The following is a 12,712-nucleotide window of genomic DNA, read 5'->3' as shown; positions in this document are numbered from 1 at the left end:
GCGCCGTGAGCGCCCTGTGGACCGTGTGGGAGCGCATGGCCGGCATGTTCCCGGGAAAGTGGGTGCGGGAGAACGGAGCAGCGCCGGTGAACAACGCTGGCAGCCTGACCACCGCCGGTGAACTGTGGTTCCAGGTGATGTCCGGCATCACCCCGCGGCAGGTGGCCGAGGGGCTGGCCAACTGTTTGCGCAGCGCGCTGCAGTGGCCGCCGAACCCCGGCCAGTTCCGTGCCATGTGCCTTGGCGTTCCGACGCTTGCCGAAGTCGACGGCCAGATGCGACCCGGCCAGGCCCACAGCGGGTTCACCGTGCTGGTTCGGTCGAAGCTGGACCTGCATGCCTACCGCACTGCCGAGAGCGGTGCGCTGCAACAGCGCATGCTGGCCAACGCCTACGAGCGGGCGGTGAAGCACGTCATGGACGGCGGTGCCGTACCCGAGCCGATGGCTGCATTGCCAGCGCCCCGGCCCGAGCCGCAGGTCGTACGCGATCGCGATGCCGCGCGCAGTGCCATGGCGCTGGCCGCTGCCGAGCTGGGCTTTGGAGGCGCGCATGGAGCCGGCTGATATCCGCGCCTACCAGCGGCAGCTGATCCTGTTCTGCCTGGGCATCCACGGCGACAGCACCGCAGCTGAGGCGCTGGAGCTGATGGGCAACGCCGCGCTCGAGGTCGGCGCGCCGCGCGAGGCGATGCTGCTGACTACCGCCGCCGCTGCCGGCCTGCTGCGTGAGCTGGACCGCGACGGTTTGGTGCGACGCTGCGAGAACCGCGACAGCGCCCGCCATGGCCGGCCCGAGGCCACATGGGCTGTTACCGACGCAGGCCGGGTGGACAGCATGCCGCTGCCGCCATCCGGACAGCAGCAGCTGGCAATGCCGCAGATGGCCCCGGCGCCCACCGGCCGCACTCGAGGCGGCCTGACCATGGAGCAGCTGATGGGCCTGCTCAACGTTGAATTCGACTGCATGCTTGAGCAGATGGACCGGGAGCACCAGGCCGCGCAGCTGCGCGCCCGGCACGAGTTCGAAGCATTCCGCCAGCGCGCGATGCGCGTTTGGGGCGCTGCGGAGGCTTCAGCCTGATGCCACCGAAGAAGACGTCCAGCCGCTCGCTGCGCTACGCCACCACGCAGGACATGCCGGAGGGCATGCGCCGACTGTTCCAGGTCAGCGCAGCTGCTGCCCCGGCGCCGGCCGAACCGCGCGCCTACCGGCCACCCGCAGCGGCTCAGGCCTCCAACAGTGGCAACGCAGCCGGGAAGGTCGCGCGTGGCCGGCCCCGGCATGTGCCCGGCGAGATGAACAAGACCGAAGAGGCCTACGCGGCGCACCTGGCGCTGCAGCTGGCCGCCGGCGAGATCGCGTGGTTCCGGTTCGAGTCCGTGAAGCTGAAGTTGGCCGAGAAGACCCATCTCACCATCGACTTCTTCGTGATGACGGCCGCAGGTGATCTGGAGGCCCACGAGGTGAAGGGCTTCTGGGAGGAAGACGCCCGCGTGAAGGTGAAGGTGGCCGCTGCGATGTACCCGTTCCGATTCCTGGCAGTCCAGCGCGCCGCCGGCGGCTGGAAAACGGAGGTGTTCTCTTGAACGCGATGATGATTGGCGGCGCCACGGTGCGCCGCGACGATGTGGGCAGATTCTGCCTGAACGACCTGCACCAGGCGGCCGGCGGCGCCAAGCGGCACCAGCCCGGCGACTGGCAGCGCCTGAAGCAGACCGAGGAGCTGGTGGCCGAGCTGGTCAATTCCGGGGATTCCCGGATTTACCCCGTGCACTCGGTGGCCGGCCGCTACGGCGGCAGCTACGTGGTGCGCGAGCTGGTATACGCCTACGCCATGTGGATCAGCCCGAGCTTCAGCCTGCAGGTGATCCGGGCCTACGACGCGCTGGCGGCCGGCACTCCTCCGCCTGACCCCATGCAGGCGCTGACAGATCCGGCGACGCTGCGCGCGCTGCTGCTGTCCTACAGCGAGAAGGCTGAGATCCTTGAGGCTCGCGTGCAGTACCAGGAGCCGCAGATCCGCGCGCTGCTGCGGCTGACCCAGGCCGATGGCGCCTTCAACATCAGCACCGCGGCCAAGATGCTGCAGGTGCAGCCCCGCCAGCTGTTCGCCTGGCTGTCCGAGCACGGCTGGATCTACCGCCGCGCCGGCAGCAAGAACTGGCTGGCCTACCAGAACCGCCTGCAGCAGGGCGTGCTGGCGCACAAGGCCAGCGTGAGGCGGCGGGAGGGTGAGCCGGATCGCGTGCATGAACAGGTGCTGGTGACCGCCAAGGGGCTGTCGCGGCTGGCCGAGAGCATCGACCGGAGCCAGATGACCTGGGCGCAGGCCGACGCCGCGACTGGGCTGCAGCTGGCTGCGGAGGTGATCTGATGCGGTACTACCTGCTGGCTTTCGCCGCATTCGTGGTGGCAACTGCCGTGATGTATCTGGTTTGTGCATTCGCTGCAGCCAGTTTCAACCCGGCCGATTGGGCCGCTCCTGGGCGCTTTGTCCTTGCCATGCTGGATGTGGTTTCTGGCGTCCTGATAGTTGGCGTCGCTCACAAGGAGGCGGAAGAAGTTCGCCGTCTGGTTCGGCTCGATTTGGCAAATAGGGAAGCCGACGCGCGCTGGCACGACACCTGGGAGAGCAAGAAGCAATGACCCGAGTAATCGGCAAGCGTGCTGATGTGGCACCGGTGAAGCCGGGCACCGCCATGGAAGAGCAGCTGCAGCTGAAGGGCATTGGCCGGCTGCTGGCCGGGTTCGGGTATCGTTACGGGTCGGAGGTCCAGCTGCACGAAGTTCTGGCCACAGTCTTGGACAAGGCTGGCCATGCGCACGTACGCGAGTACCGGCTCGATGCCAGCAACCGCGCTGACTTCTGGTTGGATGGCCTGGTGATCGAGGTGAAGGTGGCCGGCTCGCTCGCCGATGCCCTGCGGCAGGTCGGTCGCTACATCAACCTGCCGCAGGTGCGCGGGGTGCTGCTGGTCACCACCGAGCGCTGGGGCGAACGCCCGCTCGTGGTCCGGCCGGCCTGGCAGGGCAAGCCCTTCAACATCATCCGCTTGAAGAGGCAGGCACTGTGATGCAGACGACATACGGAACCCTGCTGTACAGCGCCGCCGGCAGCACCTGGCGGGTGATCTGCGAGCCGCAGGTGCGCGCGCGCATGAAACGCGTGTTTCCCCGCGTGCGCCAGCACGCCGCTGAACACATCGACCTGTCGGCCACGCCCGAGAACAGCCGGGAGCTGCAGTGGTTCACGCAGCGCTATCCGCTGTCGATGGATGCAGACACCCAGCGCGCGCTGCAGCGGCTGGCCGACGAGCATGTGGACATGGAGCGCAGCCTGGCCGAACTGCTGGCCGGCCGCGTGCAGATCCCGGAATTCACCCTCGCCAAGCCGCCGCGCGAGTATCAGCGCGTGGCGGGAGCGCAGCTCTCCATCCGTGGCGGGCTGCTGCTGGCGGATGATCTGGGCCTCGGCAAGACGGTCACCGGCATCTGCCCCATGGCCGCGCCAGGCAACCTGCCGGCGGTGGTGGTGTATCCCGCGGCGCTGCCGAACCACTGGCCCGAGAAGCTGGCAGAATTCGCCCCGCAGCTGCGCGTGCACCACATTCGCAAGGGATCGACGTATCCACTCGTTCGGCAGCCACGGCAGCGCGTCACCGATCTGTGGGAGACCCTGCCGGACGTGATTCTGGTCAGCTACCACAAACTCCGCGGATGGGCCGAGACACTGGCCGAGATTGCACAGTATGTGGTGTTCGAAGAATGCCAGCAGTTGCGCAGCCCGGACAGCAGCATTCACCGCGCCTGCCGGCACTTGGCGAGCCGCGCTCGGCTGCGCATGGGCCTGACCGCCACCCCGATCTACAACTACGGGTGCGAGTTCTTCCACGTGGTCGACCCGCTGCTGCCGGGTTGCCTGGGCACCTATGACGAGTTCCTGCGGGAATGGTGCATCTCCGCGCCCGGGGAGAAGGCCAAGCTGCAGGACGCGGAGCAGTTCGGCCAGTACCTGCGGCGCCAGGGGATCATGTTGCGCCGCACGCGCAAGGAAGTGGGGCGTGAGCTACCGGCGCTGTCGAAGATCCCGCACGAAGTGGAGGCCGACGCCAGAGCGCTGGATGCCATCACCGGTGACGCTGCTGCACTGGCGCGGATCATCTTGCGCTCGAACGAGCAGTATCGCGGCGAGAAAATGCAGGCGGCCGGTGAGTTCGACCGGCTGCTGCGACAGGCGACCGGCGTGGCCAAGGCGCCCTACGTGGCCGAGTTCGTCAGGCTGCTGCTGGAGAGCGGCCAGAAGGTGCTGCTGTTCGGGTGGCATCGAGAGGTCTACAGCATCTGGCAGGAGAAGCTGGCTGCATACAACCCGGCCATGTACACCGGCAGCGAGTCACCGAGCCAGAAGCAGGCGGCGAAGGAGGCATTCATCGCAGGCGACAGCCAGGTGATGTTGATCAGCCTGCGATCTGGCGCGGGCATCGACGGGTTGCAGTACGGCTGCAGCACCGTGGTATTCGGCGAGCTGGACTGGTCACCCGGCGTGCACGAACAGTGCATCGGTCGCGTGCACCGCGACGGCCAGACTGAGCCGGTGATGGCGTACTTCCTGCTATCCGATAGCGGGAGCGATCCAGTTGTATCCGACGTCCTCGGGGTGAAGCGGGAGCAGATCGAGGGCGTTCGCAGCCCCGGTGAGCACCTGGTGGAGCGCTTGGACGTCGGCGAGAACCAGTTGCGCGCGCTGGCCCTGCAGTTCCTTCAGCGACAGGGCACAGCCCTACAACCCAACAACGTTACGAACATGGAGCACTCCCGATGATCCGAGACTTCGCGAGCCTGGACGAGGCCGCCCACTACCTGTACTTGGCCGAGAAGGCCGGCCCGATTCGCTGCCGCGTGGATGGCAGCGTATGGGACGTATGGCGCGATGGCCGGTCTGCATTCGTGCAAGACGGTGAGGTGGCTTGAACATGGCGCTGGAATTGACCAGTGGGATTACCGCCTGCGGCAACTGTGGCGGCGAGTCGGTCCGCAATCGTGTGCGGCAGTCCCGTGGCGGGGTCTATAGCGCGCAGGTGGTCTGTGCATGCGGAGCTTACGGCGGGTTGTTCGTCGGAACTGACGCGGAACGTCTTGCCGCTGAAGACTGGCGCCGCCGGCCTGCTTCACTGGCGCGGCTCGAACCGCCGGCAGAGGTACGGGTCGCCCCACTAGCGCCCGTGAGACGCGTCAAGATGGGAGAGGAGCGCGACCCATTGGAGCTGATCGCACGCATGATGGTCGGAGGTAGCTTCCGGATTCCCACGCAGGGGCGTAGCACGGCAACGATCATGACTGCGGCCGACGTGGCCGGAGCTGTGGGGATGATGCGGGATCCGGTGGCCAAGCAGACGGCAATGGCTGTTGTCCAGCGTGCCGAAGGCGAGGCACTTGTCGCTCTGGGCCGCAGCGTGGCTAGGAGGGTGTTTCGGAGCTGCCGCGCAATGGGCGGCGCTGCGCCACTGCGCATTGATGATCCAGCCGACCGCTGGCGTATGAGACTCGTGCTGCACGACGCAATCAATGACCTGGTATGGCCAGAGAGGAAGGCACCCGCCCAAGCTGCGGCAATGGCCGCCAAAATGCGAAAAGCTGCCTATCTTCGGGCGCACACACTGGCTACGGGGGTTCTGGGTAGCGCTCTGGAAAGCGCGCGGCAGGAGTTCGGCAGGCGGCTATTCTCTTGATTCCAGAGCGATCGAGTCTCACCCCTTTCTGTGGGAGAATCTTAAGAAACAACAGGGGGGGCGCTTAATGGCCGAGGATACGAAGAATCGATTCTGGCTTTGGTTGCGAGAGCTGCAGTGGCCAGCAATAACAATGAGCGTTGTGGCTATAGGTGTTGTCGTACTCCGGATGCGCTATCCGGATATTTTTAAGCTCGATGCAATTTCGGTCGTGCTCATTGTTTTGGCTATCCTTCCCTGGTTGCGATCAATCGTTAAGTCGGTAGAGGTCGCGGGTCTTGGGAAGCTGGAGCTGCAAGACGTTGAGAATGCAGCGCGGAGAGTTGAAGGTTCCGGCTTGCCTAAGCCCGATCCTAGCGAACCGGCAGTACAGGGGACAAGTACCGCAAACGGAAGTGCTGGTGCCGCAGATAGTGACGCCGAAGTTGCACAACGGCAGGGCGATCCAATGTCCGAATGGCCGGCCGCCGAAGCTGCCCTCGATATCGTTCATTCGCTACCCAAGAGGACGGCTCAGACCCCAATCGGAGTAAGTATTGGGAAATCTGCGGCGGCGCTTCTCAACATGCAGCCCTTCGGTTTCTCCAGCACGGATCTGACATACGCGGATGCTCGCCTAGGCGGTGCCGCGATTCTTTTCACGCGAAGCCTGCGGCGCCTGGCAGATGAATTCGGGGTGGCGTACACGTCTTCGGAGGACACGATTGCCCGTCTTTTTGGTGTCGGCGCCATCGACGTAAAGCAGGCCGATGCGCTGGTTACTGCGTCAAGTCTCCTTAGAGCAGCACGGGGATTGGAGGCGAGCGGGCTAGCTGTTCAGAAGACGCTTGACGTTGTCATGAACGTCGTGCAATCGCTTGAGGTGCTAAGAGAGAAGGAGCATTCGCGAAGGACCAGAGTTTCGGCAGGTACCACCGCTGTACCTGATCAACCTTCTGGAAAAGGCAGCACCGCTGCAGCGGGCGTTGGCGATGCTGGCAGCGGAACAGAGCCCGAGGCCGAACGCTAAGGTACATTACCGCAGTCACCGCGAAACTTACCGCATTCGACCGACTGCGGTAAGGAACATTACCGCAGTTGCATCGGGAACCAGAAGTTGTGCACAGTACGTACCGTGGGCGAGGTAGTAAGCAGCTCACGGAACAGCGGCCGCAGGCCTGGACTCGGGAGGTCCAGTCACCTGCGGTTCGTCGTTTCTGGAGCTGGTTCGCGGGCCTGGCCGAATGGTTTAGGCATCAGCCTTCCAAGCTGATTACATGGGTTCGATTCCCATGGCCCGCTCCATTCATAGCGGTGTCGGCTTCACTGGACCGGGTTTCCGGTGAGGGTCCTGCCTCGGGAGCCGATACCGCTATGGGTGGAAGGCGCGCGCAGCGCGCATGCGAAAGCTGGTCCGTATTCCTGGAAGCCTCCCGCTGTTCAAAGGGAACAAGGCCCTAAACGGTCGGGCCGCCGGGCATGAGCACCGGCCCACCCTCCAACAAACAGGGCGACGCCTCGATGCCTGCAAGCATCGAGGCGTCGCCGTAGTACACGCGTTTTAGCCGCGTGCCATTGGCTTAAGCCCTGCCGCTCTCCGGAGAGCGCGTGCAGTTTGCTTAACGAATGTCGCACAAGCTGAGACATGAAGACGAAAACCCTATTCCCTTGGCCGGGCGGTAAGACGCGCCTGGCGAAGCACTTGCTGCCGTTGATGGCAGAGCGGCCCCACACTTGCTATGTCGAGGCATTCGCTGGCAGTGCCGCGATGCTGTTCGAACGATCGCCTGCGAAGGTCGAGGTCCTGAACGATACGCACGGCGAGCTGGTGCGGCTCTATCGTGTGGTGGCCAACCACCTGGACGAGTTCGTTCGCCACTTCCGGTGGTCGCTCACCAGCCGGGAGATGTACCGCTGGGCCCAGCTCCAGCACGTCGATACGCTGACTGACATTCAGCGCGCGGCACGGTTCTACTACCTGCAGAAGCTGAGCTTCGGTGGGAAGGTGGATGGCCAGACGCTTGGGGTAGGCCCAACTGGCGCCAAGCGAATCAACCTGCTGCGCCTAGAGCAGGATCTAAGTGATGCGCACCTGCGTCTACATGGCGTGGTCATCGAGCAGCTGCCGTGGCAGCGGTGCATCCAGAAGTACGACCGTACCGAGACGCTGTTCCTGCTGGACCCCCCGTATTGGGAGACAACCGGCTACGGCGACGCCTTCCCCATCGAGCAGTACGAGCAGCTGGCGACTGTCATGGCTGGGCTGAAGGGCAGAGCAATCCTGACGATCAACGATCACCCGAAGATGCGGGAGTTGTTCGACCAGTTCGACCGGGTCAGTGTGCCAATCCGCTACACGGTCGGTGGTGGTGCCGGCGCCGCGCGCACGGAACTGATTTACACAACGTAGCCGGGCAGTCTCCCGGCAGAGTTAACGCCCGTCCTCCGACCGGATCAACCCTTGTGCCCAGCCGGCAGCAGGGCGGGCACCTATGCAGGGATTTCAAGATGGCCAAGATCAGCGCGAATGAGGCTGGCGGCACCAACGTACTTGCCTTTCTGGACATGCTCGCCTGGTCTGAGGGCACCAGCACCAGCCAGGCAACGAAGGATCAGGGCTATGACGTGATCGTCACCGGGGCAGACCGGAAGCCGGAGACCTTCGCTGACTACTCGGTGCACCCGTTCTCGAAAGGCCGGAAGTCGAAGGCGATCAATAGCAAGGGGCTGACCTCGAACGCGTCGGGGCGTTACCAGTTCATGCTCAAGGATTACGGCCACTACCGCGCGCTGCTGAAGCTGCCGGATTTTGCGCCGCTGTCGCAGGACCGCTGGGCAATCCAGTTGATCCGCGAGCGTCGCGCACTGTCGCTGATCCAGGCAGGGAAGATCGAAGAAGCCATCGGGCGCGTCCGGAACATTTGGGCCAGCCTGCCGGGTGCTGGTTACGGCCAACCGGAGCACGGGCTTGCAGACCTTCTGGCGGTTTATCGAAAGGCCGGCGGGGCGGTGGCGCCGTGACCGAGCCGGTGAGCACCTTCAAGACCATCGTCGCGACATTCACCGCCGCGGTGGTGGCCCCCGCAACCGCCGATGCGCTGCGCGAGGCCGAGAGGATCATTCTCGGAGTTCCTCAATCCGTACTGCTGCTTGCACTGGCTGGCGCGCTGATCGGCGTGTTGATCCTTCCGGACAAGGACGCTGGGCGAGTGGCGGCGGATGCCAGCAGGCTACGCCGGCACCGGTTGCTGCAGACGGCAGCCCGCTGGGCCGCACTGGCCGTAGCCGTCGCGGCGTACGCAGTTCTTGCTGCCTGGGTGGTGGCCATTGCGGCATGGATCTGGCCCCAGCTATCCGGTGCCCCGCAGCTGCCGATGGCAGGTATCTCCGGAGTACTGATTCGCCGGCTGCTGCCCGGCTACGTGCGCATGGTGGAGAAAGCCACCGGCGCCATCGGAGGCGATAAGCCATGAGTGGACTGATTCGATTCCTTTACGCGGCGTGGACGCTAATTGTTGGCGCCGCTGCGGACGCACTGCAGTGGCTGAGCAAGCCAGGCAGCAAGGTGAAGCTGGTGTGTGCCGTGTTGGCCTTCGGCTGCATGGTGTCCGGGCTGACTGCCTGGGAGAAGGAACAGAAGATCCGTGACCTGAGCGCCCAGGTGATCAAGGTCCGGTCCGACTGGAAAGCCGATGCGGCCCGACTGCAGGCCGACGTGGACACCCGCGATCAGCGCTTGGCTGAGGTCGCCGTCGCACTGCGGGCAGAAGCCGAGAAGCTGGAAGCCCTCAAGGCGGAGAGCGCTGCGGCGCTACAGAACCTGGCTGGAAGGATCGAGGCGTCTGAGAAGGAGGCTTCCACCTGGCGCGGGCGCTACGAACAGCGCCCCGACACCTGCAAGGCAGCGCTGGAGCTGCTTGATTCCGCCTGCCCAGCACTGAAGGGGTACTGACATGCGCGTCATCGTGGTTGCCACCGCTGCTTTGCTGGCCGCGTGCCAGGCTGCACCTATCAAGCCGAACCCGCCGCCGGCAGCCGTCATCACGGTTCCGGTGGCCACCTACGTCCCGATCGATACCCAACTACGCAAGCGCTGCAAATGGGTGCGCGAGGCGCCGCCATCGGCAGTGTTCGACGTGAGCAATGGCCGCAAGCGATGCCTGCTGCAGTACGAGGCGCAGTTCGACGCGATCGAACAGGTGCAGGGCAAGCCGGCAGCGGACGGCACGAGCGGCGGCTGAGGGTGTTTCACGTTTGCGTTTCACGGCGGGCGGGGGCCCCCGGGCTTATCCACAGCCACCGGGGGGAATTCGGACCCCGGTAAAAGACAGTATTTCGGCCTCTAGGGTGCTCCACCACAGGAGGCGTATTTGGCCGGTTTTTGCCGGGAGAAACCGCAATTTCATGCCTGAATAGGCTGTGCATCGGGTAGAACATGGCTGATATCCACGAATTCACCAAAGGCTGGTCCGTGGCCAGGCTGGCGGATGAGTTCGGGATAGACCGCCGGACGGCCAGCAAGCGCCTGAAGGAGGCTGGCGTCCCGCCGCTGACCAAGCGCGCCGGGCACGACGTTTATCGCCTGGCCGATGCTGCTCCGGCGTTGGTGAATCCGGGCGCCACGGCGTTCGGCGCGGAGGGCGTGGTGGATCCGCGCGACCTGCCTCCGATGGAGCGCCGCGCCTACTACCAGTCAGAGAACGAGCGCCTGAAGGTTGAGTCGACCATTGGGCAGCTGGTGCCGGCCGCAGAGGTAGAGGCCGACTACGCCCAGCTGGTGAAGAAGGTCGTGCAGTTCTTCGACACGCTTCCTGATGTGCTCGAGCGCAAGGCAGGGCTCACGCCCGAGCAGGTGGTCAAGGTCCAGGACGAGTGCGATCGCGTCCGCCAATCCATGTACGAGGGCATCACCGATGACGACGTACGCGACAGCGCGTAGCGTCCGCCAAGGCGTTGCCGAGATGATCCGGCCGCCGCGCCGCATCAGGGTGAGCGAGGGCGCACGGGTGCTGCAGGTGGCCAATGCCGCCGGCGCCGCCGGTTCCTGGGATCCGGACACCACGCCCTACATGGTGGAGCCGCTGGATACGACCGGTAGCCGCCATTACGAGGCGGTGGTGTTCGTAGGGCCGGCGAGGTCGGGCAAGACCATCTCGCTGATCGATGCACGACTTGCGTACCTGATCACCTGCAACCCGGCCGACGCCATGGTTGTGCAGATGTCCAAGGATGCGGCCGAGGACTACAGCAAGACCCGTATCGCCCGCAGCATTGCCGCCAGCCCGGAACTACGCTCCCGGCTGAGCCCGCGTGCCCACGACGACAACATCCTGCTGAAGTTCTTCCGGTCGGGAATGTCGCTGCGCATGGGCTGGCCGTCGGTGTCGGTGCTGTCGGGCAAGGACATCCACGACGTTCTGATGACGGACGTGGACAACTACACCGGCGACCTGACGATCGATGAATGCTTCGGCCTGGGCCTGAAGCGCACGCAGACCTACATGTCGGCCGGCATGGTGGTGGCCGAGTCTAGCCCGGCAACAGACTATGCCGACGGCGCGTGGAAGCCACTGCATCCGCACCAAGGCCCACCAGCTGCCGGCATCGCTGCGCTGTATGCACGCGGTGATCGGCGGCGCTGGTACTGGCCGTGCCCGGAATGCGGAGAGCGGTTTCAGGCAGCGCCAGGCTATGACGGATTCGCATTGCCGCCGATGGAGGAACTGCTTGAGCGGGTCGTGCTGGACGACGTGCAGAAGATGGCGCGCCACTACTCGCTGTTGCACTGCCCGCACTGCGGTGTAGGGCTGCAGCACCGGTGGAAGGATGGGATGAACCGCAGCGGCGTATGGGCTGCGGAGGGCCAGGTCGTGCACGCCGACGGAACGGTCACCGGTGAACGGCCGGAGGCACGCATTGCCAGTTACTGGCTGGGTGGTGTTGCGGCGGCCTACCAGTCGTGGGAATCGTTGATAGAACGCTATCTACAGGCGCTGCGCACCTTCGCCACCACCGGTGAAGAGAGGCCCCTGAAGACCACACACAACGTGGACGGCGCGATTAACTACGTGCCGATGGCAGCACGGTCGGCCAGTGATCCGAGCGAGATGCAGGAGCGCGCCGAAGTTTGGCCCGCTGGCGCAGTGCCTGCGGGTGTGCGTTTCCTGCTGGGGGAGGTCGACGTTCAGGCCAACAGGTTCGTCGTGCTGGTGCTGGGCTTCGGCATTGGCGAATCCGGGAAGCTGGAGCGGTGGGTGGTGGATTCCTTCACCCTGCGTACGTCCAAGCGCGAAGACGGATCGGGTGGCTTCCTGCCGCTGGACCCGCCGAAGTACCTGGAAGACTGGGAGAGGCTGGTCGAGAAGGTCATCAGCCGCCGATACCCGCTGGACGATGGCACCGGCCGCAGTATGCCGGTCCACGCGGTGGGCATCGACTGGGGTGGCAAATCGGGTACCTCGGTGCGCGCGCTGGAGTTCTGGCGCTCGCTCAAGGCCCGGAAGCTGCACGCGAGGGTCAGGCTGATCAAAGGCGATGCGCGCCGCGAGGGCGGTCTGTTCCGCGAGACCTTCCCCGACAGCAGCAAGCGTCGCGACCGCAAATCAGGGTCGAAGGGTGATGTCCCTCAGCTGCTGCTCAACGTCGATCGCCTGAAGGACACCGTAGACGCCAACGTGAAGCGGGCCGAGCCAGGCCCGGGCTACTACCACTTCCCAGACTGGTTGCCAGAGGCGTTCTACGCCGAGCTGACGGCCGAATCGAGGACGGCAAAGGGCTGGGAGAACCTGGCCAAGCGACGTAACGAGGCGTTCGATCTGTGCGGCTATGCCGAGGGCATGGCGCTGTGGCTGAAGGTTCCAGCCATCAACTGGACCGCGCCGCCGGCATGGGCCGCGCCATGGGACGACAACCCCGACGTGAGGGCAGACGACGTTGCGCCGGCGCCAATGCCGCGCACGCGCACCCGCCGCGTCATCCGAAGTAAGTACCTGGGACGCTGA

At 65.0% G+C, this 12,712-nt stretch carries 16 protein-coding genes and 1 tRNA gene; all 17 read left to right on the top strand.

The genetic code is table 11. From position 1 onward, the window contains the following. The first annotated feature begins 5 nt into the window (after window positions 1–5). The 17 genes from ABR323_RS14305 (at window position 6) to ABR323_RS14225 (ending at window position 12,712) form a co-directional block, all read left to right on the top strand. Window positions 6–566 (top strand): hypothetical protein, encoded by a 561-nt coding sequence (locus ABR323_RS14305; protein ID WP_439449790.1) that lies wholly within the window; start codon window positions 6–8, stop codon window positions 564–566. Continuing rightward, window positions 553–1,083: a hypothetical protein gene (locus ABR323_RS14300; RefSeq protein ID WP_439449789.1), complete on the top strand. Its 531-nt coding sequence runs from the start codon at window positions 553–555 to the stop codon at window positions 1,081–1,083. Before ABR323_RS14305 ends, ABR323_RS14300 begins: the two co-directional genes overlap by 14 nt. After that, window positions 1,083–1,589, top strand: coding sequence for a hypothetical protein (locus ABR323_RS14295; protein WP_439449788.1), 507 nt, complete (start codon window positions 1,083–1,085; stop codon window positions 1,587–1,589). Before ABR323_RS14300 ends, ABR323_RS14295 begins: the two co-directional genes overlap by 1 nt. Window positions 1,590–1,594: 5 nt before the next feature. Continuing rightward, a complete protein-coding gene (locus tag ABR323_RS14290) occupies window positions 1,595–2,377 on the top strand; it encodes a phage antirepressor KilAC domain-containing protein (protein WP_439449872.1) in 783 nt (260 codons plus the stop codon). After that, complete coding sequence (locus tag ABR323_RS14285) at window positions 2,377–2,649, top strand: hypothetical protein (protein ID WP_439449787.1); 273 nt, start codon at window positions 2,377–2,379, stop codon at window positions 2,647–2,649. The genes ABR323_RS14290 and ABR323_RS14285 overlap by 1 nt, the downstream gene beginning before the upstream one ends. Beyond that, a complete protein-coding gene (locus tag ABR323_RS14280; RefSeq protein WP_439449786.1) occupies window positions 2,646–3,077 on the top strand; it encodes a hypothetical protein in 432 nt (143 codons plus the stop codon). The genes ABR323_RS14285 and ABR323_RS14280 overlap by 4 nt, the downstream gene beginning before the upstream one ends. Further along, window positions 3,077–4,825: a DEAD/DEAH box helicase gene (locus ABR323_RS14275; protein WP_439449785.1), complete on the top strand. Its 1,749-nt coding sequence runs from the start codon at window positions 3,077–3,079 to the stop codon at window positions 4,823–4,825. The genes ABR323_RS14280 and ABR323_RS14275 overlap by 1 nt, the downstream gene beginning before the upstream one ends. Then, window positions 4,822–4,974, top strand: coding sequence for a hypothetical protein (locus tag ABR323_RS14270; RefSeq protein WP_439449784.1), 153 nt, complete (start codon window positions 4,822–4,824; stop codon window positions 4,972–4,974). The genes ABR323_RS14275 and ABR323_RS14270 overlap by 4 nt, the downstream gene beginning before the upstream one ends. Window positions 4,975–5,865: 891 nt before the next feature. Next, the gene (locus tag ABR323_RS14265) at window positions 5,866–6,741 is read left to right on the top strand and encodes a hypothetical protein (protein WP_439449783.1); all 876 of its coding nucleotides are present in this window, start codon (window positions 5,866–5,868) and stop codon (window positions 6,739–6,741) included. 200 nt (window positions 6,742–6,941) lie between these two features. Beyond that, a tRNA-Gly gene (locus ABR323_RS14260) sits at window positions 6,942–7,016 on the top strand. A gap of 340 nt (window positions 7,017–7,356) precedes the next feature. After that, window positions 7,357–8,121 carry a DNA adenine methylase gene (locus tag ABR323_RS14255; RefSeq protein WP_262222275.1) on the top strand — a complete coding sequence of 255 codons (765 nt, stop codon included), beginning with the start codon at window positions 7,357–7,359 and terminating at the stop codon, window positions 8,119–8,121. Between the two features lie 98 nt (window positions 8,122–8,219). Next, entirely contained in the window at window positions 8,220–8,732 is a 513-nt protein-coding gene (locus tag ABR323_RS14250) for a glycoside hydrolase family 24 protein (RefSeq protein ID WP_439449782.1), read from the top strand. Between the two features lie 8 nt (window positions 8,733–8,740). Next, window positions 8,741–9,184 carry a hypothetical protein gene (locus ABR323_RS14245; RefSeq protein ID WP_439449781.1) on the top strand — a complete coding sequence of 148 codons (444 nt, stop codon included), beginning with the start codon at window positions 8,741–8,743 and terminating at the stop codon, window positions 9,182–9,184. Beyond that, entirely contained in the window at window positions 9,181–9,663 is a 483-nt protein-coding gene (locus ABR323_RS14240; protein ID WP_439449780.1) for a hypothetical protein, read from the top strand. The genes ABR323_RS14245 and ABR323_RS14240 overlap by 4 nt, the downstream gene beginning before the upstream one ends. Window position 9,664: 1 nt before the next feature. Then, window positions 9,665–9,952 carry a hypothetical protein gene (locus ABR323_RS14235; RefSeq protein WP_439449779.1) on the top strand — a complete coding sequence of 96 codons (288 nt, stop codon included), beginning with the start codon at window positions 9,665–9,667 and terminating at the stop codon, window positions 9,950–9,952. Between the two features lie 194 nt (window positions 9,953–10,146). Beyond that, window positions 10,147–10,650 carry a DUF1441 family protein gene (locus ABR323_RS14230; protein WP_439449778.1) on the top strand — a complete coding sequence of 168 codons (504 nt, stop codon included), beginning with the start codon at window positions 10,147–10,149 and terminating at the stop codon, window positions 10,648–10,650. A 22-nt stretch (window positions 10,651–10,672) separates the two neighbouring features. Continuing rightward, window positions 10,673–12,712: a terminase gpA endonuclease subunit gene (locus ABR323_RS14225; RefSeq protein WP_439449777.1), complete on the top strand. Its 2,040-nt coding sequence runs from the start codon at window positions 10,673–10,675 to the stop codon at window positions 12,710–12,712.

It is taken from the genome of Stenotrophomonas sp. ATs4 (assembly GCF_051861585.1).
Classification (GTDB): domain Bacteria; phylum Pseudomonadota; class Gammaproteobacteria; order Xanthomonadales; family Xanthomonadaceae; genus Stenotrophomonas; species Stenotrophomonas maltophilia_AS.
This window is presented reverse-complemented; position numbering and strand designations above follow the sequence as displayed.

Excerpts from the sequence above, each read along its gene's own strand:
- ABR323_RS14270 (WP_439449784.1), top strand. The coding sequence starts at position 4,822 with ATGATCCGAGACTTCGCGAGCCTGGACGAGGCCGCCCACTACCTGTAC.
- ABR323_RS14225 (WP_439449777.1), top strand. The coding sequence starts at position 10,673 with ATGATCCGGCCGCCGCGCCGCATCAGGGTGAGCGAGGGCGCACGGGTG.
- ABR323_RS14275 (WP_439449785.1), top strand. The coding sequence starts at position 3,077 with ATGCAGACGACATACGGAACCCTGCTGTACAGCGCCGCCGGCAGCACC.
- ABR323_RS14230 (WP_439449778.1), top strand. The coding sequence starts at position 10,147 with ATGGCTGATATCCACGAATTCACCAAAGGCTGGTCCGTGGCCAGGCTG.
- ABR323_RS14240 (WP_439449780.1), top strand. The coding sequence starts at position 9,181 with ATGAGTGGACTGATTCGATTCCTTTACGCGGCGTGGACGCTAATTGTT.
- ABR323_RS14280 (WP_439449786.1), top strand. The coding sequence starts at position 2,646 with ATGACCCGAGTAATCGGCAAGCGTGCTGATGTGGCACCGGTGAAGCCG.
- ABR323_RS14290 (WP_439449872.1), top strand. The coding sequence starts at position 1,595 with ATGATGATTGGCGGCGCCACGGTGCGCCGCGACGATGTGGGCAGATTC.
- ABR323_RS14295 (WP_439449788.1), top strand. The coding sequence starts at position 1,083 with ATGCCACCGAAGAAGACGTCCAGCCGCTCGCTGCGCTACGCCACCACG.
- ABR323_RS14265 (WP_439449783.1), top strand. The coding sequence starts at position 5,866 with ATGAGCGTTGTGGCTATAGGTGTTGTCGTACTCCGGATGCGCTATCCG.
- ABR323_RS14235 (WP_439449779.1), top strand. The coding sequence starts at position 9,665 with ATGCGCGTCATCGTGGTTGCCACCGCTGCTTTGCTGGCCGCGTGCCAG.
- ABR323_RS14255 (WP_262222275.1), top strand. The coding sequence starts at position 7,357 with ATGAAGACGAAAACCCTATTCCCTTGGCCGGGCGGTAAGACGCGCCTG.
- ABR323_RS14300 (WP_439449789.1), top strand. The coding sequence starts at position 553 with ATGGAGCCGGCTGATATCCGCGCCTACCAGCGGCAGCTGATCCTGTTC.
- ABR323_RS14250 (WP_439449782.1), top strand. The coding sequence starts at position 8,220 with ATGGCCAAGATCAGCGCGAATGAGGCTGGCGGCACCAACGTACTTGCC.
- ABR323_RS14285 (WP_439449787.1), top strand. The coding sequence starts at position 2,377 with ATGCGGTACTACCTGCTGGCTTTCGCCGCATTCGTGGTGGCAACTGCC.